Annotated in this window: 25 protein-coding genes; 14 read left to right on the forward strand and 11 right to left on the reverse strand. The window is 70.7% G+C overall.

From position 1 onward, the window contains the following. From VMS22_21590 to VMS22_21605, 4 genes are all read left to right on the forward strand, one after another. Nucleotides 1-778: SDR family oxidoreductase (locus VMS22_21590; GenBank protein HXJ36638.1), on the forward strand; the 778-nt coding region annotated here is incomplete at its 5' end. Between the two features lie 19 nt (nucleotides 779-797). Continuing rightward, nucleotides 798-1,661, forward strand: coding sequence for an oxidoreductase (locus VMS22_21595; protein ID HXJ36639.1), 864 nt, complete (start codon nucleotides 798-800; stop codon nucleotides 1,659-1,661). A 43-nt stretch (nucleotides 1,662-1,704) separates the two neighbouring features. Continuing rightward, nucleotides 1,705-2,589, forward strand: coding sequence for a metal-dependent hydrolase (locus VMS22_21600; GenBank protein HXJ36640.1), 885 nt, complete (start codon nucleotides 1,705-1,707; stop codon nucleotides 2,587-2,589). Between the two features lie 9 nt (nucleotides 2,590-2,598). Further along, nucleotides 2,599-3,120 carry a hypothetical protein gene (locus tag VMS22_21605; protein HXJ36641.1) on the forward strand — a complete coding sequence of 174 codons (522 nt, stop codon included), beginning with the start codon at nucleotides 2,599-2,601 and terminating at the stop codon, nucleotides 3,118-3,120. A gap of 388 nt (nucleotides 3,121-3,508) precedes the next feature. Here VMS22_21605 and VMS22_21610 read toward each other — a convergent pair whose 3' ends face one another. Beyond that, nucleotides 3,509-4,456: an LLM class flavin-dependent oxidoreductase gene (locus VMS22_21610; protein ID HXJ36642.1), complete on the reverse strand. Its 948-nt coding sequence runs from the start codon at nucleotides 4,454-4,456 to the stop codon at nucleotides 3,509-3,511. A 64-nt stretch (nucleotides 4,457-4,520) separates the two neighbouring features. Between VMS22_21610 and VMS22_21615 the strand changes: the two genes are divergently transcribed. Further along, a complete protein-coding gene (locus tag VMS22_21615; protein ID HXJ36643.1) occupies nucleotides 4,521-4,745 on the forward strand; it encodes a hypothetical protein in 225 nt (74 codons plus the stop codon). A gap of 3 nt (nucleotides 4,746-4,748) precedes the next feature. Here the strand turns inward: VMS22_21615 and VMS22_21620 are convergent, their stop codons facing one another. From VMS22_21620 to VMS22_21630, 3 genes are read right to left on the reverse strand one after another with little or no spacing between them, the layout of a single operon-like run. After that, nucleotides 4,749-4,973, reverse strand: a complete 225-nt coding sequence (locus VMS22_21620; protein HXJ36644.1) for a glutaredoxin family protein — start codon at nucleotides 4,971-4,973, stop codon at nucleotides 4,749-4,751. A gap of 1 nt (nucleotide 4,974) precedes the next feature. Then, nucleotides 4,975-6,144 (reverse strand): acetyl-CoA acetyltransferase, encoded by a 1,170-nt coding sequence (locus VMS22_21625; protein HXJ36645.1) that lies wholly within the window; start codon nucleotides 6,142-6,144, stop codon nucleotides 4,975-4,977. Beyond that, on the reverse strand, nucleotides 6,141-6,554 hold the full coding sequence (locus VMS22_21630; protein ID HXJ36646.1) for a Zn-ribbon domain-containing OB-fold protein: 414 nt from the start codon (nucleotides 6,552-6,554) through the stop codon (nucleotides 6,141-6,143). The genes VMS22_21625 and VMS22_21630 overlap by 4 nt, the downstream gene beginning before the upstream one ends. A 69-nt stretch (nucleotides 6,555-6,623) precedes the next feature. Here VMS22_21630 and VMS22_21635 point away from each other — a divergent pair, with 69 nt between their 5' ends. Then, on the forward strand, nucleotides 6,624-7,406 hold the full coding sequence (locus tag VMS22_21635) for a hypothetical protein (protein ID HXJ36647.1): 783 nt from the start codon (nucleotides 6,624-6,626) through the stop codon (nucleotides 7,404-7,406). A 290-nt stretch (nucleotides 7,407-7,696) separates the two neighbouring features. Here VMS22_21635 and VMS22_21640 read toward each other — a convergent pair whose 3' ends face one another. Further along, entirely contained in the window at nucleotides 7,697-8,461 is a 765-nt protein-coding gene (locus tag VMS22_21640; GenBank protein HXJ36648.1) for a Sir2 family NAD-dependent protein deacetylase, read from the reverse strand. 84 nt (nucleotides 8,462-8,545) lie between these two features. Here VMS22_21640 and VMS22_21645 point away from each other — a divergent pair, with 84 nt between their 5' ends. The 5 genes from VMS22_21645 to VMS22_21665 all read left to right on the forward strand — a co-directional run bounded on the left by VMS22_21645 (nucleotide 8,546) and on the right by VMS22_21665 (nucleotide 14,214). Further along, nucleotides 8,546-9,160 (forward strand): molybdenum cofactor guanylyltransferase, encoded by a 615-nt coding sequence (locus VMS22_21645; protein HXJ36649.1) that lies wholly within the window; start codon nucleotides 8,546-8,548, stop codon nucleotides 9,158-9,160. Next, complete coding sequence (locus tag VMS22_21650) at nucleotides 9,157-9,669, forward strand: NUDIX domain-containing protein (protein HXJ36650.1); 513 nt, start codon at nucleotides 9,157-9,159, stop codon at nucleotides 9,667-9,669. Before VMS22_21645 ends, VMS22_21650 begins: the two co-directional genes overlap by 4 nt. Continuing rightward, nucleotides 9,666-11,054, forward strand: a complete 1,389-nt coding sequence (locus VMS22_21655; protein HXJ36651.1) for a cellulase family glycosylhydrolase — start codon at nucleotides 9,666-9,668, stop codon at nucleotides 11,052-11,054. Before VMS22_21650 ends, VMS22_21655 begins: the two co-directional genes overlap by 4 nt. A gap of 6 nt (nucleotides 11,055-11,060) precedes the next feature. Next, entirely contained in the window at nucleotides 11,061-11,327 is a 267-nt protein-coding gene (locus VMS22_21660; GenBank protein ID HXJ36652.1) for a hypothetical protein, read from the forward strand. A gap of 169 nt (nucleotides 11,328-11,496) precedes the next feature. Continuing rightward, entirely contained in the window at nucleotides 11,497-14,214 is a 2,718-nt protein-coding gene (locus tag VMS22_21665; GenBank protein ID HXJ36653.1) for a right-handed parallel beta-helix repeat-containing protein, read from the forward strand. Between the two features lie 166 nt (nucleotides 14,215-14,380). On the opposite strand, the gene VMS22_21670 is transcribed toward VMS22_21665, so the two are convergent. After that, a complete protein-coding gene (locus tag VMS22_21670) occupies nucleotides 14,381-17,653 on the reverse strand; it encodes a hypothetical protein (protein ID HXJ36654.1) in 3,273 nt (1,090 codons plus the stop codon). Between the two features lie 122 nt (nucleotides 17,654-17,775). Between VMS22_21670 and VMS22_21675 the strand changes: the two genes are divergently transcribed. Together VMS22_21675 and VMS22_21680 are read left to right on the forward strand one after the other, a co-directional pair. Continuing rightward, the gene (locus VMS22_21675) at nucleotides 17,776-18,141 is read left to right on the forward strand and encodes a hypothetical protein (GenBank protein HXJ36655.1); all 366 of its coding nucleotides are present in this window, start codon (nucleotides 17,776-17,778) and stop codon (nucleotides 18,139-18,141) included. Beyond that, nucleotides 18,138-18,926: an RNA methyltransferase gene (locus tag VMS22_21680; GenBank protein ID HXJ36656.1), complete on the forward strand. Its 789-nt coding sequence runs from the start codon at nucleotides 18,138-18,140 to the stop codon at nucleotides 18,924-18,926. Before VMS22_21675 ends, VMS22_21680 begins: the two co-directional genes overlap by 4 nt. Here the strand turns inward: VMS22_21680 and VMS22_21685 are convergent. From VMS22_21685 to thrH, 5 genes are read right to left on the reverse strand one after another with little or no spacing between them, the layout of a single operon-like run. Then, complete coding sequence (locus VMS22_21685) at nucleotides 18,923-19,378, reverse strand: GNAT family N-acetyltransferase (protein ID HXJ36657.1); 456 nt, start codon at nucleotides 19,376-19,378, stop codon at nucleotides 18,923-18,925. The genes VMS22_21680 and VMS22_21685 overlap by 4 nt on opposite strands. After that, the gene (locus VMS22_21690) at nucleotides 19,375-20,310 is read right to left on the reverse strand and encodes an LLM class flavin-dependent oxidoreductase (GenBank protein HXJ36658.1); all 936 of its coding nucleotides are present in this window, start codon (nucleotides 20,308-20,310) and stop codon (nucleotides 19,375-19,377) included. The genes VMS22_21685 and VMS22_21690 overlap by 4 nt, the downstream gene beginning before the upstream one ends. Nucleotides 20,311-20,312: 2 nt before the next feature. Beyond that, nucleotides 20,313-21,140, reverse strand: a complete 828-nt coding sequence (locus VMS22_21695; GenBank protein HXJ36659.1) for a phytanoyl-CoA dioxygenase family protein — start codon at nucleotides 21,138-21,140, stop codon at nucleotides 20,313-20,315. A gap of 38 nt (nucleotides 21,141-21,178) precedes the next feature. Then, nucleotides 21,179-21,901, reverse strand: a complete 723-nt coding sequence (locus tag VMS22_21700) for a glutathione S-transferase family protein (protein ID HXJ36660.1) — start codon at nucleotides 21,899-21,901, stop codon at nucleotides 21,179-21,181. A gap of 3 nt (nucleotides 21,902-21,904) precedes the next feature. Further along, on the reverse strand, nucleotides 21,905-22,534 hold the full coding sequence (gene thrH / locus VMS22_21705; protein ID HXJ36661.1) for a bifunctional phosphoserine phosphatase/homoserine phosphotransferase ThrH: 630 nt from the start codon (nucleotides 22,532-22,534) through the stop codon (nucleotides 21,905-21,907). A gap of 48 nt (nucleotides 22,535-22,582) precedes the next feature. Between thrH and VMS22_21710 the strand changes: the two genes are divergently transcribed. Next, a complete protein-coding gene (locus tag VMS22_21710; GenBank protein HXJ36662.1) occupies nucleotides 22,583-23,458 on the forward strand; it encodes an alpha/beta hydrolase in 876 nt (291 codons plus the stop codon). Nucleotide 23,459: the final 1 nt, after the last annotated feature.

The raw sequence follows: 23,459 nt of genomic DNA on the forward strand, positions 1-23,459 counted from the left end.
CGCGCTCCGCTTCGCGCGCGCCGGCGACCGCGTGCTCGCGACCATGCGCACGCCCGCCAAGACCCCCAAGGAGCTCGCGGCGGCGGTCGAGGAGCGACTGCCGATCCGCGTCGCCCGGCTCGACGTCTGCGACCAGGCGTCGGTCGACGCCGCCGTGCGCGAAGCGGGCGAGGTCGACGTGCTGGTGAACAACGCCGGTATCGAGCTGCGCTCCTCGATCGAGGACGCGACCCCCGAGGACGTCCACCAGCAGTTCGACACCAACGTCTTCGGCACGCTGCGGGTGATCCGTGCGGTGCTGCCGGGCATGCGCGCGCGGCACACTGGCACGATCGTCAACGTGTCCTCCATCGCCGGGCTCGTCGCGCGGCCGTACGGTGGCTACTACTCCGCCAGCAAGCACGCGCTCGAAGCCATCTCCGAGGCGCTCCACTTCGAGGTGCATCCGTTCGGCGTCCGCGTGGTGCTGATCGAGCCCGGACAGTACGGAACGCGCCTCCTCGACAACGCGTTCCCCGGCGCCGGTTTCACGCCGAGGTCGCCCTACTGGGCGTACTCCGAGCGCTTCGACGAACGGCTCGTGCGGCTGCGTCCCGGCGGCGAGATGGCCGATCCCGCCGAGGTCGCGAACCTCATCTACGACGCCGTCCGCGATCCCGCGCCGAAGCTGCGCTACCTCGCCGGCGAGGACGCGCACATGATCGCGACCGCCTACAAGCAGATGGACTTCGAGCAGTACGAGCAGATGATGCGCCAGTCGCTCGACTGGCGAGACTGACGCGACGGAGGGAATCGGCATGGCGACCCAGATCTCGAAGGCCGTTCTCATCACCGGCTGCTCGACCGGCATCGGACGCGCGACGGCTGAGGTGCTCGCTCAGAACGGCTGGGCCGTCTACGCGACCGCCCGCAAGCTCGAGGCCATCCGCGATCTCGAGGCGAAGGGCTGCAAGACCCTCGCCCTCGACGTGTGCGACGAGGCCTCGATGCGCGCCGCGGTCGACGTGGTCGAGAAGGCGCACGGCGCCGTCGGCGTGCTCGTGAACAACGCCGGCTACGGGCTCGAGGGCGCGTTCGAGGAGACGCCCATGGAGCTGGTGCGCCGGCAGTTCGAGACCAACGTCTTCGGCCTCACGCGCATGTGCCAGCTCGTGCTGCCCGCCATGCGGCGCCAGGGGTGGGGCAAGATCGTCAACATCAGCTCCGTCGGCGGGACGCTGACGCTCCCCGGCGGCGCCTTCTACCACGCGACGAAATACGCCGTGGAGGCGCTCTCCGACGCGATACGTTTCGAGGTGCGCGGCTTCGGCATCGACGTCGTGATCATCGAGCCGGGCCCGATCAAGACGCGCTTCGGCGACACCGCGATCGCGAACGTGCACCAGGTGGCGCGCGACGCGTCGCCGTACGCCGACTTCAACGCCGCCGTCGCCGGCAAGATCCACGAGGCGTTCGAGGGCTGGATGGCGGTCGCCGCGGGGACGCCGGAGAGCGTCGCGCAGGCCATCCTGCGCGCCATCACCGCCAGCCGGCCGAAGACGCGCTACCCGATCACGGCCGCGGCGCGCACCATGATGTTCCTGAAGCGCTGGCTGCCCGACCGCGCGTTCGACGCCTTCCTCGGCACCCAGTTCCCGCACCCGCGCCCCCGCCCGAGCTGACGCGGCTTGCAGCACCCACACCCCGCTGCGGTAGAAGGTGGCCGTGGCGGCGGCGAAGACCCCGGCCGGGATCCTGGTCCGCAGGGTCCAGTTCGAGTATCCCGCCGACTTCGACCCGCACTGGAACCCCGGCAAGCCCGAGTGGAGCCAGGTGGTGAACGCGGCGTCGCTCCTGATGCCGTATCTGGAGCCGTACCTGATCGACGCCATCCGCGAGGCGACGAAGCAGATCACGGATCCGGCGCTCCTCGAGGAGGCGCGCGGCTACATGGGGCAGGAGGCTCACCACTTCAAGCAGCACCGGCGGCTGAACGACCTGCTCGTCGCCAAGGGCTACGGCGAGATCCGCGACTACGAGCGCCTGCTCGAGGAGGACTACGCGCGCTTCGTGCGCGAGCGCCCGCTCGAGTTCCACCTCGCGTACACGGCCGGCTTCGAGACCATGGCGCTCGCGGTGGGCCACATGCTGATCCGCATGCGCCGGTACTTCTTCGCCGGCGCCGACCCGAGCGTCTCGTCGCTGGTCCTCTGGCACTTCGTCGAGGAGCTCGAGCACAAGCACGCCGCATTCGACGTCTACCAGCACGTGGTCGGACGGTGGAGCCTGCGCGTGTACGGCCTCCTCTTCGCCGCGCACCACACGCTGTCGCGGACGCGCCGCGCCTACATCATGCTGCTGCGTCACGACGGGCTGTGGGGGCGGTGGCGGACGCGGATCCGCATCCCGCTCCTGATGCTCCGCATCTTCGGGTACCTCACGCCCTGGCTCTTGGAGAGCCTCCTCCCCTGGCACCGACCGACGCGCTTCCGCGATCCTGCGTGGGCGCGCGAGTGGGTGCGCCTGTACGACGCGGGCGAGCCTGCCCTCGTCCGACTCGACACGACGCGCATGCACCTCACGCCGGCGGCGATGGTCGCGCGCGCCTAGGAGCGACCCATGCCGACCGCGACCGAGTCCACGATGCCCGAGCGCCTGCGCGCGCTCTTGTTCTTGAACGGCTTCGGCCTGATCGTCGCCGCGGTCGTCTCCGGCTGGGCGTGGTTCTTCAACCTCCTGGGCGAGATCGTCCTGTGGCCGATCCCCGGCAGCATCCAGGTGCAGATCCCCGGCGACGCGCGCGCCTGGCGCATGGCGCACATGGAAGGCATCACGCAGGGCCTCCTCTTGATGGCGCTCGGGCTCGGCGGACAGTTCCTGCGCCTGCGCGCGCGGCAGCACACGGTGCTCTTCTGGTGCGCGGTCACGACCGCGTGGCTGTTCACGCTCCCGACCATGCTCCATCCGCTCTTCGGCACGCGCGGCCTCGCCTTCGGCGGCGGTCCGTTCAAGCCGGGGATCGAGAACGACGTGCTCTACCTCATCGGCTGGCCACCGGTGATCGCGGTGCACGTGATGCTGTTCCTCACGATCGTCGGCGTCTGGCGCTACCTTCGCGGGGGCGAAGCATTGGGTCGGTGACGCGAGGGTGGGCGCGGAGCGCTCCCTTCGCTCGCGGTCCTCGGGCCGTGCGCGCGGCGTAGACCGGAGCGACACGGCCGCCAATCGTTGCGCGCGCAAGGCCCTGCGGGCTCGCTCCGAGAGCACCCCGCACCCCACCCTCGCGGCGCACGCGCCGCATCGGCCGCCCCCCCCGCACAGCGCCGCGCCGACGCCGTTCTCGTCGTCTACGTCGCGGCGTCGCGTCGCGAGGTCGGGGGGCGAGGCGGAGGCGCCTGCGAAGCGGCGCGACGAAATGCCGGACCGTGACGGGCCGAGTGTCTTCTCGCGCGCCGGAGCCGAAGCCGAAGCCTCGCCCCCCGACCTCGCGGACCGCCTCGCCGCCGCGACGCAGCCGACGAGGACGACGTCAGCGCGGCGCCAGCCCTTCGATGGCGCGCGCCGAGGCCGCCGCGCGGGACTCGCCGACGGGGTTCGGGAACACGATCGAGAGCGTCGCGCCCGCGCGGTGGTACTCGGCGAGCCGCTCGCGACACGCTTCGGGGCGGCCGCAGAGGGTCGTCGCGTCGGCCATCGCGTCGCTCACTTCTCTCTCGGCCTTCGCGACGTCGCGCGCCTTCATCGCCGCGCGGATTGCCTCGACCTCGCTCGCGAAGCCGCTCTTCGCGAGCATGTTGCCGTAGAAGGGCAGGTTCGCGTAGCGCGCCAGCATGCGCTTGGCCTCGGCACGGCACGCAGCCGGGTCGTCGCCGAGGTAGCAGGTCGTGAAGTGGCAGACCTCGTAGGTCGCGAAGTCCCGTCCGCCCTTCCCGGCGCCGCGCCGGAGCCACGGCAGCGCCTTGGCGTACCGGGCGACGGGGAAGAGGTTGAAGATGACGCCATCGGCGCACTCGCCGGCGAGCTCGACCATCTTGGGCGCGAGCGCCGCGGCGAGGATGCGCGGCGGCGTCTCGGGACGCGGCTGGTACGGTCCCTTCGCCCAACCCGTCCGCAGCGTCTCGATCACCGCGCGCGTCTTCGCGAGCGGATCGCCCATGTCGATGCCGAGCGACGCGTTCACGGGCCGGTGGCCGACGCCGAGCCCGAGGAGCAGCCGTCCCTTCGAGAAGGCCTGCACGGCGGCGGCCTGCTGCGCGAGCAGGCTCGGGTGGCGGAGGTAGATGTTCGTGATCGCGGTCCCCACCTTGAGGCGCTCCGTCGCCGCGGCGATCGCCTGTGCGTAGGCGAGCGAGTCGTTGAACGATTCCGGGACCAGGACCGCCTCGAAACCGAGAGCCTCGGCCCGGCGCGACCAGTCGAGGATGTCCCCCGGCTGGGCGTCGCGCAGCGGCGAGAAGGCAAGTGCGATACGGCTCATCGGGTTTCCATACCACGGCCCGATCGCGGTTGAAGCATCGGGGCGCGGACGCTAGGAAGCATCCGTGGCCACGCGAATGTCCCTCGACTATCAGAAGGGTGCGTTCCCCGCCTTCGATTGCGTGCCCGAGGACGGCAAACCCGTGCCGTGCGCCCTCGGCCAGCCGTGGGTGAACGAGGACACGCAGGCGACGCTCGCACGCCTCCACATCCCGCGCACCGATCCCTGGGGTCGTCCGCTCCCGGGCGAACCGCTCGAGGGCGTGCGCGACCGCGATCGCGGCAAGTAGCCCTCAGAAGGGCGAGCCGCCCTCGGGCGCGACGGCGATCTTCCCGCCCTCGACCACGACCGGCACGATCCGGCGGCCGCCCGTCAGCTTCAGGAGCTCGACGATCGCCTGCGGCCGCGCGCCGACGTCGATCTCCCGCACCGCGAGGCCGCGCGCTGCGAGCTCGGCGCGCTTCGCGTCGCACCAGGGGCAGCCGGTCTTCGTGTAGAGAAGCACCGGCAGCGCCACGTCAGGGGATCTCCGTCCCGCAGACGAGCGTCGCCGATGCGCTGAACATGCCGCCCAGGCCGTGGCAGATGGCCGTCTTCGCGCCCTTCACCTGGCGTGGCCCGCACTCGCCGCGGAGCTGTCGCACGGCTTCGGTGAGGGTGAACATGCCGTACATGCCGCTGTGCGTGTACGAGAGACCGCCGCCGTTCGTGTTCATCGGGAAGGCGCCGCCCGGCGCCGTGCGGCCCCCCGACACGAACGCGCCGCCCTCGCCCGGCTTGCAGAAGCCCGTGGCTTCGAGCCCCATCACCGGGACGATGGTGAACGCGTCGTAGAACATCGCGACGTCGATGTCGGCGTGCCGGACGCCGGCCATCGCGAACGCCGCCTCGGACGCCGTCCTCGCCGCGTCCCAGAAGGCGAAGTTCGGCATCTGCGAGACCATCACGTGCGTCGACGCCTCGCCCGTGCCGAGCACGTAGACGGGCGGCTTCCCTAGATCGCGCGCGCGCTCGGCCGAGGTGAGCACGACGGCGCCGCCGGCGTCGGTCACCAGGCAGCAGTCGAGAAGATGCAGCGGCCACGCGATGACGCGCGACGCGAGCACCTCCTCGACCGTCAGCGGGTCGCGCATGATCGCGCGCGGGTTCAGCTGGGCCCACTTCCGTGTCGACACGGCGAGCTCGGCGAGCTGCTCGCTCGTCGTCCCGTACTCGTGCATGTGCCGGGTCGCCGCGAGGGCGTAGCCCGTCGGTGGTCCGGCGAGGCCGAACGGGTTCTCGAACTGCATGCGGAACGCGTCCGGACCGAAGCGCGTACCCGGCATGCCGACGCGCGACGCGCCGCTCTCGCCGTGCGTGATGAGCGCGACGTCGACGATGCCCGCGTCGATCGCCGCGGCGGCGTGCTGCACGTGCGCGATGAAGGAGCACCCGCCGATCTGCGTGCCGTCGATGTAGCGCGGCCGGATGCCCAGGTACTCCGCCGTCTCGGAGCCCATCCACAGGCCGGCGCTGAAGACGGCGTCGACGTCCTTCAGTCCGAGCCCCGCGTCGGCGAGCGCGTTGCGTGCCGACTCCGCGTGGAGCTGGAACGCCGACTTGTGCGGGAGCTTGCCGTGCTCGTCGGACTCGCCCTGGCCCACGATGGCCACCCGGCCGCGGAGCCTCCGCCGATCGCGTGCGCTCATCGCGCCCCCGCCGGCCGGAATAGCGGCAGCGCGATCGTGTCGGACACGTCGCGGAACGCGACCTCGACGGGCATTCCCACCTTCACCGCCTGCGGGTCGACGTCGACGAGCGTCGTCATCATGCGCGGGCCCTCGGCCAGCTCGACGACGGCGAGCACGTACGGCGTCGGAACGGGGAAGCCCTTCTGTCCCCGATGGACGATCGTGAAGGTGTGCAGCGTCGCCTTGCCGCTCACACGCTCCCAGGCGAGATCCCCGGAGAGGCAGCCCGGGCACGCGCCGCGCGGGTAGTAGTGGAACGCCCCGCACGCGCGGCAGCGGGGCAATCGAAGCTCGTGCCGCTTCGCCGCGTCCCAGAAGGGACGCGTCTCGGGCGTCGGCAGGGGGATCGGGCCGGTGTAGTCGGGCATGGGAAGACGGTCGGAATGGACTTCGCGACCGCGGTTCTATAGGAGCTTCGTCGAAGGCGGGTCAAGCGTATGCGACCGTTGGCATTCTTCCCGCTGCTCGCGGCGCTGCTCGCAAGCGCGGGCGCGCTCGGCGCGGCTGAACCGATCTCCTGGGACCAAGCGGAGAAGCACGTCGGCGAGGAAGCGACCGTCGAGGGCCGCATCATCGGCATCCATTGCTCTCCCACCTCGTGCCTGCTGGCCTTCGATCCGACCTTCAACCGGTTCACCGTCGTCGTCCAGGCGGGGAGCTTCAAGACGTTCCCGCCCGACACGCTCGACGCGACGTTCGTCGGTCGCAAGGTGCGCGTGCACGGCACGATCAAGGCGATCGAGAAGAAGCCCGAAATCGTCGTGACCGCGCCCGAGGATCTGCAGCTCGTCGTGACCGAGCAGGAGCACGCCGAGGAGAAGGCGGCGGACCAGGCCGAGGTCGTCGAGCGTCTCGACGCGATCCTCGATCGCATCGTCGATCTCACCGAGCGTCTCGAAGCCACGCAATCACGGCTCGAGCAGCTCGCGGCCGTGCTCGACCAGCGCGCCGTGCAGCTCGCGGAGCTCGGAGCTGCGCAGTCGGCGCCACCGCCGCCGGAGCCGAGCTACGGCGAGCCGCAGCCGCGTCCCGGCTACGAAGCGATGCGCACGCTCAAACGCGGCATGACCACCGACGAGGTGGCGCGCCTCGTAGGGCAGCCGCTCTCGGTCGAGAACAGCGCGTCGGGCGTGGTGGTCTGGAACTATGGCTACGGGCGCAGCATCGCCTTCGATCGGCGCGGCCGCGCGACGTCGCTGGTCGGATTCCCGTCGCCCTAGGACGCCGCCCCTTAAGACTGCGTCTTGGGGCGGGGAAGACCGAGTATGGAGCGCCCGTGGCACGCGCGACCGGCATGCCGCGGCCAGCGAAGCTGGCGCGGCAAATCAGGAACGCGCAAAGGGTCGAAGCGCGGCGCTCCCGGCTCTGCGGCCGCCATCAAACTAGGGGCGTCGATTCGCGCGTGCCTCGTGTGCCGCGCCGGCTTCGCCGGCCGCGGCATGCCGGTCGCGCGTACCACGCACGCCCCACTCTCGCGTCTACCCCGCCCCAAGACGTAGTCTTGGGGCGGCTATAACAGGGCCCGCACGCGATCGGCGAGCTGGGGCAGGACGTCGCCCGCCGGCCCCGACAGCGTCACGCGGCACATCGACGTCAGCTCGGACGGATACGGATTCACCTCGATGAGATCGCCGCCGCGCTCGGCGATCGCGATCGGAAATCCCGCCGCCGGGTACACCGTCGCCGACGTCCCGGCGACGATCATGCAGTCGGCACGGTCGGCTTCGTCGCTGCACGCCGCGAGCACGTCGGGCGGGATCGGCTCGCCGAACGACACGGTGTCGCTCTTGAGGAGACCGCTGCACCGCGGACAGCTCGGCGGCAGGACCGCATAGTCGATCTCGGCCCGCTCGAAGCGGGTCACGCATTCGATGCAGCGGATGAGGGTCGCGTTGCCGTGGATCTCGAGGAGCCGGCGACTGCCGGCGAGACGGTGGAGATTGTCGACGTTCTGCGTGATCGTCGCCCGCACGACGCCCATCTCCTCCAGCCGCACGAGCGCCCGATGCCCCGCGTTCGGCTCGGCGCGCCCGAGCGCCTCCCACAGCTCGCGCATGGGACCGCGCGGATCCAGGCGGTCCTCCCACGCCTTCTTCGGATCGGCCAGGAAGCGCTGGTAGCCGTTCATGGGCGGCTCGCCGTACTTGGTCCAGAGCCCGCCGGGACCACGGAACGGCGGGATGCCGCTCTCCACCGACAACCCCGCGCCGGTGAGCGCGATCACGTACCGCGCGCGGACGAGACACGCCGCGGCGACGTCGAGGTCGGCCTGCATGCGATGGACCCGCTTTTTCGCGCCGGTCGCGCGGCCTGTCAACGCGGTTGACTGCGGTCGGCCTGCGGTGTTGGTACGGCACGCATGAACCGCCCGGGAAACGGCGCGCAGGTGACCGGCGTCCTGCTCGCCGGCGGCCGCGCCTCGCGCATGGGCGGGCGCGACAAGGCCTTCGCCGCCGTGGGGGGTGAGCCGATCGCCGCGCGGACGCTGCGTTTGTTCCATTCCCTGTTTCCGCACGTCGTCGTGGCGACCAATCGGCCCGAACGCTTCCGCGCGCTCGGCGCCGACACCGTCGCCGACGTGTTCCCCAACGCCGGTCCGCTGGCCGGCGTCCACGCGGCGATGCGCGTCACGCGCGACGCGCACGTCTTCGTCGCCGCCTGCGACATGCCGGGGCTCGAAGCCGACGTGATCCGATTCCTGGTCGGCCGCATCGGCGCCGCGGATGCGATCGTGCCGCGCTGGGACAACGACGTCGAGCCACTGCACGCGGTCTACGCCGTCCGCATCCTCCCGGTCGTCGAGGAATGCCTGCGCGCGGGGCGGCACGCCATGCGCGAGCTCCTTCCGCTCCTCCAGGTCGACTACGTGGGCGAGGATCTCTTGCGCGGCATCCGCGGGACGGCGCGCAGCATGCTCAACGTCAACACGCCCGAGGAGCTCGCCGCCGTCGGCGGATCGTTCGACGACGCATGACGGGCATCGGCGATGCGGGTCGCGAGCTCGTCGACGTGGTCGACGACGCCGGGCGCACGACCGGTCAGGTCACACGCCGCGAGATGCGCGCTCGGCGGCTCCCCCACCGCAGCACCTATGTCCTGGTGTTCGATCGGGACGGGAACCTGTTCGTCCATCTGCGCACCGCGGCCAAGGACGTCTATCCGTCGCACTGGGACGTGTGCGTGGGTGGCGTGGTCGCCGCGGGCGAGTCGTTCGACGACGGAGCGGCGCGCGAGCTGGTCGAGGAGCTCGGCATCAGCGCGCCGCTCGAGCGCCTCTTCCCCTTCCGCTGGGCCGACGCCGTCTCGATCGTGCACGGCATGGTCTACCGCGCGGTGCACAGCGGGCCGTTCCGGCTCCAGCCCGAGGAGGTCGTGTGCGGCGAGTTCGTCGCGCCGGACACGATCGCCACGCGCGCGACCCGCGAGCCCTTCTGTCCCGACGGCCTCGCGATCCTGGCCGAGCTGCGAAGGCGCGCATCGTGAGGGTCATCGCACTCGTCGCGCTCGTCGCGTCGCTCGCCCACGCCCAGAGCGCGCCGCCCGTGCGCCGTCCCGTGCGGGTGTCCGACGCGCTCTGCGTCTCGCAGTCGGACGGCCCCTTTCTGGCGCTCGCGCCCGCGGCGCGCGATCTGTACCTGGCCGCGCTCGCCGACGCCGGCTGGAAGCTCATGCGCACCGATTTCACCTGGTCGCGGATCCAGCCGGCGCCGCCTCCGGCTGCGCTCGACTTCTCGCGCTACGACGACCTCGTGGATCGCGCCGCCGCACACGGCGTGCGGCTCCTCGGCATCCTCGACTACGGGGTCGACTGGGCCGCGAGCGCGGCGCCGGCCGGCGACGACCGCTATCCACCCGACGATCCGGGGGCGTTCGCCGCGTTCGCCGGCGAGACGGCCACGCGCTACCGCCGCCGGGTCGAGGGCTGGGAGGTGTGGAACGAGCCCAACAACGGCCTCTCGGGATTCTGGAAGCCGGCACCCGATCCGGCCGCGTACGCGCGGCTCGCGGGCCCGGCGGCACGCGCGCTCCGCCGTGCCGATCCGCGCGCGACCGTCGTCACGGGAGGGCTCGCACCGACCCTCGACTTGATCCTCTACGGCCGCGACTACGGCTTCTTCAGCGCCGCGACCAGTGCGGACAAGAAATGGCATCGCAAGTTCCAGGCGGCCGCGGTGCACCCGTACACGTTCCTGCAAGCGCCGCCGCCGGAAGCGGACGATCCGTCGATGCCGGGCTTCTTGTCGGTCACGCACCAGATGCGGGACTTCCGCGATCGTCTGACCGAGTCGAACGCGGCGCGCTTGCCGCTCTGGGTGACCGAGCTCGGATGGCATACGGCACCCGAAAGCGGCGTGGCGGGATTCCCACCCGGCGTCAGCGAGCTCGACCAGGCGCGCTACCTCGTACGGTCGGTCATTCTCGCGCTCTCGCAGCGCGCCGAGCGCGTGTGCTGGTACACGCTCCTCGACTACCCGAACTTCGCGACCGACAAGGAGGCGGCGTTCGGACTCTTCCGCTATCAGCCCGATCCGACGGCGGCGCCGCTCGATCCCAAGCCGTCGTACGCCGCCGCGCGAACGCTCGCTCACGTCCTGGGCCCGAGCCGCTTCGTGCGCGACATGCGGGTGGAGCTCGGGCTGCCGCAGGAGAGCTACGCGTTCGCGTTCCGGAACAAGAAGGGGCGCCAGACGGTCGTGGTCTTCTGGGCAACCGCGGATGGGGTCGCGATCAGCCCGCTGGTCTCGCCGGTCTATCGTGACGTGCGCCGGGTCGAGATGGACGGCACGGAATCCGATCTCGGCGATCCGGATCAGCTCGACCTGACCCTCGGCCCGACGCCCTTCTACGTGGTCTTCGAGGACCGGTGAGCCTCGATGCGGATGCGAGCCCTCGTGCGCGTGCAGGCGCTCTCGGGGCTCGCGTTCTTCCTGGGTTGCACCTCGTCGCCGGCGCGAGCATCGCGACGCGCGTACTCTTCCATGCGCGGCCCGGGCTACGGATCGGCGGCGCTCGCGGCAATCGTCGTCGGGGCCGGCGTGATCGGAATCATCACGGGCGCGCCGAACGCCGTACGCACGCGTTTCTCCGAGTTTCGCGAGCTTTACCAGCGCTTCCTGCCGCTCTTGCCGCCCCGATTTTAAAACGAGGATGAAGCTGCCCGTACCTTGGTCGCAGTGGAACTGCACGGCAGCCATGAAAATGTCACCGTCCGCTCGCAAATTCCCGGTCAAAGACGTAGACTTCGCGAGCGCTTCATGTAGATAGGATCACTCTGGAGTCACGTTCGGCAGCAATGGAGGGGTGGTGGTGGTGGTTCGCTCCGTCCTGGCCGTCCTAGGGACGCTGCTGGCCCTGGGTGGCGGGACGCCCGCGTCGGCCACCTCGTACTTCGTCGACGGCGCTTGCAACACCAGCGGCACGGGTACGGCCCTCGCCTGCGGCGCATCCGGTCCCTTCCGCACGATCGGCGAAGGGATCGAGGCCATGGCGCCCGGCGACACCCTCAACGTCCGCGGCGCGCACGGCGCCTTCGACGGCGCCTACTTCGAGCAGCTCTCGATCGAGAACGGCTCCGCGCTCCCCGGCCAGGGCCTCGCCTGCACGGCGGGCCAGCCCTGCGTGATCCAGGGCTGTCGCGCGCCGGCGTGCCCTACCGACGAGCAGCCGACGATCCGCGGCATGACGCTGCGAGGCGACTGGGTCGCCCAGGGCGGCGGGGTGTGGCGCCGCACCATGGAAGCCACGCCCGAGGACGACGGGCAGAGCCGCGACGTCTTCGAGCCCAACATGATCATGCAGGCGACGGGCACGCCCATGACCATGCTCGCCTACGCCGGCGACAACGACGCCGCGCCGGCGCCGGGAGAGTGGAGCTACCACCCGGCGACGCACGTCCTGGTCGTGAATCCGCTCGGCGGCGCCAACCCGGCCGCGCAGATCTACGTGCCGCACTTCTCGTACAACGTCCACATCGCCCGGCCCACGCGCTTCCTCACGCTGCAGTACCTGACGTTCGAGGGCACGCGCGGCCGCGGCATCGAGGCGGGGCAGTCGGCCGGACCGGGCAGCGAGACGCCCGGCCTCGTGCTCCGACACCTCGTGCAGCGCTACGTCACGCGGCACTTCATCCTCGGCCACGCGCTTCCCGGAGTGCTGATCGAGGACAACCTCGCCGAGCACGGCTGTCGCGGCTGGAGCTTCGCGAATCCCCAGTCCGACGGATGCTTCGGCTATCGCCTGTTCGACGTTCCAGGCGGCATGGTGCGGCGCAACGTCGTGCGGCACATCGGCGGCGCCGGCCGCCGGCGGTTCTCGGGACAGGGTGGGTGGCCGTGCGACTGGTGCGATCCGCCGTGGAATGACCCGAACCACACCGACGTGTCGGCGTTCGGCGTCGGCATCCAGATCAAGCAGACCGAGGGCGCGACGGTCGAGGACAACGTCACCGACGACCTGGAGGAGATCGGGATCGGCCTCGACGTCTCCCGCAGCGTGGTCGTGCGGCGCAACACCATCACGCGCGTGACGCGCGGGATCGGCATGCGCAACTACACCCCGACGAGCGGCTGTCCCACCACCGATCCATCGGAGTTCTGCTACAACTCCGACCACGTCATCGACGGCAACGTGATCGACGACGTCGGCTTCGGCGGCGACGTCACCCAGTGCGGCATCTTTGTCAACTCGGGCGGGCGCCGCCACGACGGCTCTGTCATGCTGGCGCGGATCACGAACAACCTGATCACGAACTCGCCCACGGCCGGCATCTGCGTCATCAACGAGGAGGACTCGCTGCCGATTCCGGAGCTGACGATCGAGCACAACACCATCCGCTCGTCGCCGCGCGGCCTGATCGTTCGCGATCCGACGCAGAACGTGCGCGTGCAGAGCAACCTCTTCACGCAGGTCGCCGAGGACGCCCTCCTCGTCACGTCCGCAGCGCTCCCCGGCATGCTGCTCGACGGGGACTCGGTCGGGCCGGGCACGAGCTGCCCGGTGCGCTGGCGCGTCCCGACGTTCAACACGGGGATCCCCGACACCGGCGGCACGTGCGACACGCTCGCGGAGTTCGCGGCCGCGAATCCACCCGACGAGGCGTCGGGCCCGGATCCGAACGCCGGCGCCGGCGGCGTGTCGACGACGACCACTTCGACGACGCGGCCGACCACGACCAGCACGTCGTCGACAACGCGACCGACGACCAGCAGCACGTCCACGTCGACGACCACCACGACGAGCACGCGGCCGCCGACCACGATCACCACCAGCACGACGCGCACGACGACGACCTCGACCACGTCGACGAGCACGCGCCCCACGACGAGCACGACCCGGACGACCACCAGCACCACCCGGCCCAGCACGACCACGACGCGCGGCAGCACCTCGTCGACGACCTCGTCCTCCGCGCCGTCCACCACGAGCAGCAGCGGCGTGCCCACGACCGGCGTACCCACCACCGACACGCCCACCTCGAGCACGACGTCGACGACGACGCCCGACAGCGAGCAGCTCCTGACCGGCAAGAACCTGCTCCTGAAGGAGGGCTCCGGAAAGCCGGGTGCCCGGCGCTTCCGGATGCTCTCGACCGACCAGGCCCGGCTCACGCTCGGCGATCCCGCCGACATCATGGAGCTCGTCGGCGAGGGTGGGAGCCTGCGCATCGTGGCCGTCGGCGGCGACGGATTCTCGGCCGCCTATCGCCTCGGCGCCGCGCGCTGGCACCTCTTGAAGGCGAATCGCCCGAGCAAGGGCGTGTACTACGCCGACCGCTACGGCCCGATCACGAAGGTGCAGTTCGTGGTCGGGAAGCGCCTCCTCGTCCAGGGCAAGGGCGCCGAGCTCGAGCAGAGCCTCGCAGTAGAGCCGTCGCAGATCCTGGTCGAGCTCCGCATCGGCAGTCGCTCCTACTGCCTCTCCTTCGGCGGCGATCACCGCCAGTTCGACGCGCAGTCGAAGCTCCTCCGCTCCGAGGCGGCGGCCCCGGCTGCCTGCCCGGACAAAGCGGTCGCCGGCGACGCGCCGTAGGGTCGCGCGATCCGGCTGCGGCGGGGGCGGGTGCGGGCATAGCGAGCCCGCAGCCGCTAGCACGCGCTCCATGTCCGGCTCGGGCGCGTCGGTCCCTCGAAGCGTGCTTGCGGCGAGGACCGCGAGCGTAGCCCGCACCCGACCCCGCCGCAGCCGCGCCTCGAGCCTACGGGCAGGTCGCCGGGACCGGGCACGTCTGTAGCTTGCCGAGGAACTGGCGGCCGTCGCTGCCGTCCTTGCCGTTGTAGCCGCTGCACGCGAGGCAGAGCGTGGAGGTGCCGCTCGCGAGCTTGAAGGCGACCGGCGCTTCGCCGACGCCGAACTGCAGATCGTAGCCGAGCACCGTCGGTCCCTTGCCTGAGAGAGTCACCTTCAAGTTGCGCGGCTTCCACGTGAGGGCCTTGGTGGTGCCGTCGTCGAGCTCCGGGTCCTTGTAGCGATAGCCCTTCGGCGCCGCCGGCGTGCCGATGAGCGTCCAGTTCTCACACGGCAGGTCCGTCGTGTGCGTCTGGCCCGACGCCGTGCTCGTCACGACGATGGCCGCTTTGACCGTGCCCGGGACGTCGCTGCCGCAGCGCGGGTCGCCGCCGCTGCCCGGTGGCGGCGGAGCGACGAGCGCGTCCTTGGTGACGACGACGATCTTGCGCTTCGCCTCGTCGTCGGGCGACGCGTTCTTCACCTGGAGCTTCGTCGCCGTGGCACGCACCGTCGGCGAGCTGGTCGGATCGGCCGGGTCGAAGCCGAGGTCGATCTCGTCGCGATCGAGGGTGCCGTCCTGGTCGCGATCGATGCCCATGCGCGTGCCCGAGCCCGGCGGCACGCAGGTGTACGTCCGCTCCTCGCCGGCGGCCGCCTGCGCGCGCAGCTCGGGGTCGGTGTTGGACTGGGCCTGGCGATCGCTCTGGAACGTCGCGCCGACAAGGACCCAGCCGCGCGCCTCCGTCCCGAGCGTGCCCTTGACCACCACGTCGCACTCGCCGGCGGCCGCGCGCTGCAGCAGGAGATCGGCACGCTGCTGGGCATCGATCTGGCTCGACGGCCCGAGCGTCACCTGCTGTCCGACGATGGGCGCCAGGTTCGAGTCGAAGGCCAGCATGAACTGCTCGACCTGGCGGCGCAGCGGATCGCCGGCCGCTCCGTTCGGGAACCCGCCGCCGTTGATGGGCAGGCCGAACTGCACCTGGTTGAAGACCGTCGCATTGTGGAAGCGGAAGACCGTGTCGACGCTGCCGTCGTGCAGGAACCCGAAGCCGCGGATCTGGTCGCCCTTGCTGCCGTTGTCGCCGCCGTTCAGGAAGTTGATCTGCGGCATCCCGAACATGCCGACCTTCTGGTAGAGGTTGCGCAGGTGCGGGATCTTCAGGAGCTGCGCCTCGTTCTCGAACGACGAGAAGCCGTCCGTGCCGAAGTGGCCGTTCGCCGGATCCAGCACGTGACAGCCGTGGCACGGCTGGAAGACGTCCGACGGATTGCTGGTGAGGAAGAAGGTCCGTCCCGCCGCCTGGTCCGTCGTGAGCGAGTTGTCGAGCGCGCGAATCGGGTTCGGCGGATACGTCACCTGCAGGATGAAGTCGGTGAACTGCTGCATCTCGTCGGCGTCGAGCGGGCCGCTGCGTCCGAGCAGGCCGCCGAACGCGACGTTGAAGCGCTTGAAGGCCGCGTCCTCGTCGAGCGCGTCGCCGCCCGGATCGTTCGCGCCCGAGCGATCGCCGCGCCAGTGCATGGGGCCGTTGTTCGCCATGCCGCGCAGGCTCTGCGTCGTCATCGGCCCCTTCAGGGGATGGTGATCAGGGAACGCGACGACCGGGACGAGCGGCGGCTGCGTCACGCGGAACGGATTCAGGTTGTCGAGCACGACCTCGTCCGGGTTGCCGAGATCCCACGCGAGGCTGTCGAAGTCGCCGAAGATGTGGCACGACGCGCACGCCGCCTCGCCGTTCGACGAGGTGAGACGCGCGTCGTAGAGGAACGGCCGTCCCTGGACGACGCTCGCCGGCTCGGGGTTGTGGAACGGGAGGTGCGCCACCTCGACGCCGCTCGCGGTGTCGAGGATCGACACCGCGTTGTCGAAGCGGGTCGCGACGTAGAGACGCCCGCGCGCCTCGTCGAGCACGAGGCCGCTCGGACCACCGCCGGAGACGGGCCAATGCGACGACGGGCTCGGGGTGAACGTGTCGCTCTCGAGCTGCCCCGTGCCGAACACGCCGACGCTGCTCGAGCCGAACGCCGCGACGTAGAGCGTGGCGCCGTTGCTGGACACCGCCATGCCGGTCGGCGTCGACAGGCTCGCGTCCTTCGTGCTCTGCGGGCTCGGGACGACGGCGTAGTTGATGTGCTTGTTCAGGTGCCGCGGCGTCACCGTGGCGCCGTCGAGGATGGTGATGCGCGACTCCGCCAGGTGCCCGCGCACGGTCGTCGCGATGGTGCCGGGTCCCTCGAAGCGAACCTCGTTGCGCGCGTCGGTGTTCGAAACGTACACCCGTCCCGAGACGGGGTTCACGGCCATGTTGAAGATGGTCGTCCCCACGTGCGCGTAGCTCGCGAGCTGGTCCGGCGGCGTCGCCATGGCGTTGATCGCGAACACGTCGAGGTCGGGGAGCGAGAACCGCACGGCGTTGTTCCAGTTGCGACCGAGCTGGTCCTGCCACTGGCCCGCAGCCTGGTTGAACTTCACGATGAGCCCCGTCTCGGGGCCGTTCACGCCGCCGACGTTCGCGTTCGGCGCAGGCAGGCCGCCGGGATAGGTCGAGCCGAAGATCGTGCACGCGGCCGCGAGCGAGCCGCCGTCGCACACGACACCCTCGGAGAGCGCCGTCGTCTGGTTCCCCGACTGGAAGACCGCGGCCCAGACGGTGTTGCCGTCGGTCGCGAGCGCCCGCGGCGTGTCGCCGAAGAGATTGACGATCGCGATCGGCGTGCCGCCGAGCGTGGTCCCGAGGCTCGTCGCGTCGAAGACCCAGACGTCGGCACGTCCGACGCCTGCGGTCGTGAGCTGCGCGGGATTCGGATCGTTCTGGCCGCGGTGGGCCGTGGTGATGAAGGCGCGGTTGCCGCCCGGGCCCGCGAACACGATGTCGCGCGGCTCGTCGCCGACCAGGAGCGTCCGGACGACGACCGGCGGATTCGACGCCACGTCCACGACGCTCACGCTGTCGGAGAGGTGGTTCACGACCCACACCTCGCCGTTCGTGCGCGCGGCCACGGCGACCGGCTCGAGCCCGACCGGCACTGCGCCCGTGTGGGTCAGGCCGGCGCCGGTCACGTCGAAGAGCTCGAGCTGCCCGTCCGGCGTATTGACGGCGAAGAGCCGCGTCCCGTCGGGCGAGAGGGCCAGGGGTCGCACCTGTCCGCTCTCGAACTCGACGAACGACGCGGCCGACGCCACGGAGCCGGCTGCAAGGAGCGCGAGCAGGAGGAGCCCACGTGTGCGATGGCGCATGAACATGCCCCTACCCCACGTCCGCGCGCACCGGCAAGGTGAAAATCGTCGATCGGTCGTATGGGCGCGGCGTCCCGTCGCGGGGTGATCGCAGGGGCGACCGTGTGCTATGGACCGGCGCCGTGCTCGTCTACCTGATGGGCCTCGTCTACGTCGGCGCGGGGATCTCGCACTTCACCAGTCCCGGCTTCTTTCGCCAGATCGTCCCGCCGATGTTCCCCTCGCCGGCCGCGCTGGTCGCCATCTCGGGCGTCGCGGAGATCGGGCTCGGCGTCCTCGTGATGCTTCCGGCCGCGCGACGCATGGCCGCGTGGGGCATCATCGCGCTCCTCGTCGCCGTGTTCCCCGCCAACGTCTACATGGCGATCACGAACCTGCAGCTCGTGGATCCGCCGGCCTGGATGGGCCAGCCCTCGCAGCTCGGGCTGTGGCTGCGGCTACCGGTGCAGTTCCTGCTCATGTACTGGGCCTGGCGGTACACCCGGTGAGCGTCCTGCGGGTTCGGTCGCTCGACGACCCGCGCCTCGCCGACTATCGCGACATCAAGGACGGGATGCTCCGCGAGCGAAGCGCCGCATTCGCCGCCGAGAGCCGCGAGGTCGTCCGGCGCCTGCTGCGCGAGCGCCGCTTCCGTGCGCGCTCCGTGCTCGCGACCGAGCGCGCGCTCGCCGCCCTGGCCGACGTCCTCGACGACTCGGTCACCGTCTTCGTCGCGCCGAACGACGTGATCCGCGACGTGGTCGGTCTCAACTTCCACCGCGGCTGCATGGCGATCGGCGAACGCGGGCGACCGCTCGGCCTTGTCGAGGCGCTCGCTGGAGCGCCTCGGCGGATCGTCGTGTGCGAGCGCCTCTCCAATCCCGACAACGTGGGCGGCATCTTCCGCGACGCGATGGCGTTCGGGGCCGGCGCGGTCGTGCTGTCGCCGGGCTGCGCCGATCCGCTCTCCCGCAAGGTGATCCGGGTATCGATCGGCGGCGCGCTCACCGTCCCCTTCGCCGAGGTCGGCGACTGGCCCGCGACGCTCGGCCGGCTCCGCGATCTCGGCTACGCGATCGTCGCGCTCACGACGCGGGGCGGGAGCGACGTCGCGACGCTCGCCGCCCCGTCACGCGCGGCGCTGCTCGTCGGCAGCGAAGGCCATGGCCTCACCGACGACGCGCTCGCCCGCGCCGACCTGCGCGCGACGATCCCGATGGCGGCGGGCGTCGACTCGCTGAACGCCGTCGTCGCCTGCGGGATCGCGCTCCACCGTCTTGGGTCGGCTTCCTAGTCGAGGTCGACGCGGCACAGGCGCCAGTCGTCGAGCTGCTTGGCGCCGAGCCTCGTGTAGAGCGCCTGCGCGCCGGCGTTCCAGTCGAGCACCATCCATTCGAAGCGGCCGCAGCCGCGCTCGGCGGCCAGCGCGCGCAGGCGTTGCATGAGGGCGGTGGCGATGCCGTGGCGGCGCACGCGCGGGTGCACGAAGATGTCCTCGAGGAAGAGCGTCGGCCGCATGCGGAACGTCGAGTAGGTCGTGAAGTGGATCGTGTAGGCGACGACCGCGCCGTCCATCTCGGCGACGAGGCTCTCGAAGTGCCGGTCCGCTCCGAAGCCGTGACGCAGGAAGCGGTCGACGGCGTCGGCGCTCGGCCCGGGAAGGTGCTCGAACTCGGCGAGCGCGCCGACGAGCGCGATGATCGCCGGCGCGTCCTCGCGTCGCGCCTCGCGCAGCGTGAACGTCACCGGAACGCCGGCAGGACCTTCTCGGCGAACAGGCGCGCCGGCTCGCGGGTGTCTCGCCCGAACAGCTCGATCACGAGGTGCGTGCAGCCGAGCTTGCGATGGCGCTCGATGCGGTCGATCACCTGGGCGGGCGTGCCCCAGATGCCGTGCGCCTCGAGCCCGCCGCCCATGTGCCCGCCGTAGATCTTGACCGCCTTGGCGAGCGCCTCCTTCGCGGCGCTCTCGCCCTCGGCGATCACCACCATGCACTGCTGCGACACGGTGATCTCGGAGAAGTCGCGCTGCTCGGCGTCGCAGCGCCGGCGCAGGACGTCGATCTTCTCGGCGAGCTGCCCCTGGTTCACCGCCAGGTTGTTCCAGATGTCGGCGTGGCGCGCGACGATCCCCATGAGCACCTTCTCGCCGCCGCCGCCGATCAGGATCGGCGGGCGGCGCACCGGCTTCGGCTCGAGCATCGCGTCGCGCAGCGTCACGTGCTTGCCCTCGAAGGTGACGCTCGGATTCGTCCACAGGCGCTTCAGCGCCGTCGCGGTCTCGTCGAGCGCGCGCAGGCGCTCGCCCACCGGCGGGAATGGCAGGCCGTACGACTCGAACTCCATCGCGAACCAGCCGCTCCCCAGGCCCACGACGGTCCGTCCGCCCGAGACGTGGTCGATCGTCGCCACCTGCTTGGCCAGCATGGCGACGTTGCGGAAGAAGACGGGCGTCACGAGCGTCCCGAGCTCGACGCGCGAGGTGATCGCCGCGACCGCCGCGAGCTCGCTCCACGCCTCGAAGATTGGCAGGTTCGGCATCGGCACGCCGTAGAGGTGGTCGCACACCCACACGGAGTCGAAGCCGAGCTCGTCGAACAGGACGGCCGCGTCGCGCGCCTCGGTCCACGAGCGTTTGATCTGCGGCAGGGTCAGGCCGAAGTGCATGCGCCTCGTCATCGTCACATCCTCTGGCCGCGCCCGCGCATCCATTCTCCCAGCCGATGGTAGAGGGGCGTCGGGCTGTCCTCGCTCTTCGGTTCGTAGGGTCCGGTCAGATACGGCAGGTACATCGAGCGCCGCAGGCTGGGCGCCCCCGCGTACTGCGAGCGTGCCACGCGGTGCCAGAGGCGCCCGTCGTGCACGGTGAGGTCGCCCGGCTCGGTCTCGATGCAGATCTCGTCGGGATCGTCGGTGTGCGAGATGAAATAGGGCTTCCGGAAGCACATCGACCAGAAGCCCTGCAGGTGGCTCCCGGGAATCAGGCGCAGGCCGCCGTTGTCGCGCGTGCAGCGGTCGAAGTGGAGGCCGATGTTGAGCATCCGCTGCGGCATGCGGCCGTAGAAGAGATCGCGCAGGCCGTCGGTGTGCCAGCCGAGCTGGGGATACACGCTGCCCGGCACGTTGAGGTACCGGTTGATGACGACGCCGTCCTTCTCCTCGTCCCCGATCCGGGCGCCGGGGCCGACCAGGTCGAGGATCGGGCGGAAGCGCGGGTCGCGCACGAAGCCGCGGATCTTCTCGGAAAAGACGGACGTGAACGCGAGGCGCTGCAGGAACGGCTGGCCCTCGTGGTCCTTGCCGAAGAAGAGCGGGATGCCGAAGACGCGGGTCCGGCCGGCGTTCATCCACTCGCGCTCGATGCGTGTCATCTCGCCGGCGATCATGGCGAGCTCGTCCGGGGTCGCGACGCGCGAGAAGAGGACGAAGCCGTGGCGATCGAGGAAGGCGCGCTGCTCCGTCGTCACCTCGGCGCCGAGCATGAAACGGGTGGTGATGGGCAGATCCATCGCGGCGCGATCAGCCTAGGCGGGCCGCTCGGCGCCGGTCAACCCTGCGCGATGCTGCGCGCGAACGACGGGCGGTCGCCCAGGCGGGCGAGCCACTCCGTCACGCGGGGATACGCGGTCGCGTCGATGGGGAGGCCGATCCACCCGTACATCGCGACGCGCGGCAGCACCGACACGTCGGCGATCGAGAAGGCGTCGCCGACCAGGAACGCGCGGCCTTCCAGGCGCTCCTCGAGGGTGCGCAGGCGCCCGTAGAGGAGCGCGGTGAGACGCGCCGCTTCGGCCTCGGTCACGACCTCGCCGTCGTAGACGCGCGCGGTCCACTCGAGGTGCGCGGGATCGGTCGTGTGGCGTCGGGCCGTCGCCAGCGCCTCGTCGCGCGACACGCTGCGCTTCATCGGTCCCATCAGGCGGTGGTAGAGAAGCGGCCGGAACTCCTTGGCCATCTCGAGCTCGAACGCCTGCCACATCTTGGCCTGCGCGCGCTCCCACGCATCGCTCGGATAGAGCTTGGGTCCGGGGAAGACGTCGTCCACGTATTCCGTGATGACGTTCGACTCCCACACGACGCGCGCCCCGTGCTGCAGCGTCGGCACGATGCCGTTCGGGTTGAGCGCCAGATACCAGGGGCTCTTCTGCTCCATGTGCTCGAGGTCGATGACCCGCGAGCGCCACGCGAGGCCCTTCTCGATGAGGGCGATCCGAACGCGCCGCGCACAGGGCGAGGCGGGGTGGTCGTACAGGACGAGCTCGTCGGCCATCGCCTACTCCCGGATGGCGCCGCCGCCGTGGCGCACGAACGCCGCCGCCAGCTCGTCGTACGTCGTCGTCACGGGGAACTGCGGAAAGTCGGCGACGACGTTCGCGGGCGGCCGGAAGAGGATACCGGCATCGGCGGCGCCGAGCATGCTCGTGTCGTTGTACGAATCGCCGGCCGCGACGACGCGGAAGTTGATCCCGCGCAGCGCCTCCACCGCCCGGCGCTTTCCGTCGGCGATGCGGAGCCGGTAGCCGGCGATGCGCGACGAGGCCGCCTCGACGTCGAGCGAGTGGCAGAAGAGCGTCGGCCAGCCGAGCTTCCGCATGAGCGGCTGCGCGAACTCGGCGAAGGTGTCGGACAGGATCACCACCTGCGTGCGGCTGCGGAGCCAGTCCAGGAACGCGAGCGCCCCCTCGAGCGGCGCCATGGTGTCGATGACGGCCTGGATGTCGCGCAGCGTGAGGTGATGCTCGTCCAGGATCGCGATGCGCCCGCGCATCAGCTTGTCGTAGTCGGGCTCGTCGCGCGTCGTGCGACGGAGCGCCGCGATGCCCGTCCGCTCGGCGACGTTGATCCAGATCTCGGGAACGAGCACGCCTTCGAGGTCGAGACACGCGATCATCGGCTGGCTCATGGCCGACGTTCGTAGCGAAGGCCCCGGCGCAATGCTAGCTTCGCCCGAATGCCCGAGTATTCCGAGCGGTTCTTCCGCAGCGGCGCGCTCCGCATCCACTTTCGCGACTGGGGTGACACGACGCTGCCGCCGGTGGTCCTCGTGCACGGCCTGCGCGACCACTCGCACTCGTTCGACGACCTCGCGCGCGGCCTGCTCGATCGCTTCCACGTGCTCGCGCTCGACCTCCGTGGCCACGGCGACAGCGAGACCACGCCCTACTACGCGTTCGGCCACTTCGTGCTGGACCTCCACAACCTCGTGCGCGCGCTCCGCCTGCCGCGGCCGATCCTGGTCGGGCACTCGATGGGCGGCGAGGTGGTCGCGCGCCTGGCCGGCTCGTTCCCGGACCTGCCCGCGAAGGTCGTCCTCATCGAAGGTCTGGGTCCGCCGCCCATCGACATGGAGGAGGAGCGCCAGTGGGTCGTCGACGGCTTCGCGCGCATCGATCGCTCGATCGCCGGACCGCCCGGGCTCGCCGACCTGGACGCGGCCTACAAGCGCTTGCGCGAGCGGAACCCGCGCCTCACCGAGAGCAAGGCGCGCGAGCTGGCGCTCCTCGGCACGCGCGCGCGCGAGGACGGCACGCTCGAATGGAAGTTCGATCCGATGCTCACGACGATGTCGGTGACGGACCCGTTCGACCTCGAGTTCGCGATGGCCTTCTGGCGCAAGATCACCGTGCCGACGCTCATCGTCCACGGCGCCGAGTCGGGCGAGTTCTGGCGCAGCAAACCCGGCGCGATCTACCTCGAGCCCGACGACCTCCGGCGCCGTCTCGGCTGCTTCCGGGATGCGCGTCTCGTCGAGATCCCCGGCGCCGGGCACATGGTCCACTTCGACCGCCCGCGCGAGCTGCTGGCCGCCGTTCGCGAGTTCCTGTAAG

It is taken from the genome of Candidatus Eisenbacteria bacterium (genome assembly GCA_035577985.1).
Taxonomy (GTDB): Bacteria; Desulfobacterota; Binatia; order DP-6; family DP-6; genus DATJZY01.

Bases quoted from the DNA above. Each gene is read 5' to 3' on its own strand.
- VMS22_21660 (HXJ36652.1), top strand. From the start codon at position 11,061: ATGCGGATGCGAGCCCTCGTGCGCGTGCAGGCGCTCTCGGGGCTCGCG.
- VMS22_21700 (HXJ36660.1), bottom strand. From the start codon at position 21,901: ATGGCCGACGAGCTCGTCCTGTACGACCACCCCGCCTCGCCCTGTGCG.
- VMS22_21630 (HXJ36646.1), bottom strand. From the start codon at position 6,554: ATGCCCGACTACACCGGCCCGATCCCCCTGCCGACGCCCGAGACGCGT.
- VMS22_21625 (HXJ36645.1), bottom strand. From the start codon at position 6,144: ATGAGCGCACGCGATCGGCGGAGGCTCCGCGGCCGGGTGGCCATCGTG.
- VMS22_21710 (HXJ36662.1), top strand. From the start codon at position 22,583: ATGCCCGAGTATTCCGAGCGGTTCTTCCGCAGCGGCGCGCTCCGCATC.
- VMS22_21640 (HXJ36648.1), bottom strand. From the start codon at position 8,461: ATGCAGGCCGACCTCGACGTCGCCGCGGCGTGTCTCGTCCGCGCGCGG.
- VMS22_21690 (HXJ36658.1), bottom strand. From the start codon at position 20,310: ATGACGAGGCGCATGCACTTCGGCCTGACCCTGCCGCAGATCAAACGC.
- VMS22_21595 (HXJ36639.1), top strand. From the start codon at position 798: ATGGCGACCCAGATCTCGAAGGCCGTTCTCATCACCGGCTGCTCGACC.
- VMS22_21645 (HXJ36649.1), top strand. From the start codon at position 8,546: ATGAACCGCCCGGGAAACGGCGCGCAGGTGACCGGCGTCCTGCTCGCC.
- VMS22_21635 (HXJ36647.1), top strand. From the start codon at position 6,624: ATGCGACCGTTGGCATTCTTCCCGCTGCTCGCGGCGCTGCTCGCAAGC.
- VMS22_21650 (HXJ36650.1), top strand. From the start codon at position 9,157: ATGACGGGCATCGGCGATGCGGGTCGCGAGCTCGTCGACGTGGTCGAC.
- VMS22_21695 (HXJ36659.1), bottom strand. From the start codon at position 21,140: ATGGATCTGCCCATCACCACCCGTTTCATGCTCGGCGCCGAGGTGACG.
- VMS22_21670 (HXJ36654.1), bottom strand. From the start codon at position 17,653: ATGCGCCATCGCACACGTGGGCTCCTCCTGCTCGCGCTCCTTGCAGCC.
- VMS22_21605 (HXJ36641.1), top strand. From the start codon at position 2,599: ATGCCGACCGCGACCGAGTCCACGATGCCCGAGCGCCTGCGCGCGCTC.
- thrH (HXJ36661.1), bottom strand. From the start codon at position 22,534: ATGAGCCAGCCGATGATCGCGTGTCTCGACCTCGAAGGCGTGCTCGTT.
- VMS22_21610 (HXJ36642.1), bottom strand. From the start codon at position 4,456: ATGAGCCGTATCGCACTTGCCTTCTCGCCGCTGCGCGACGCCCAGCCG.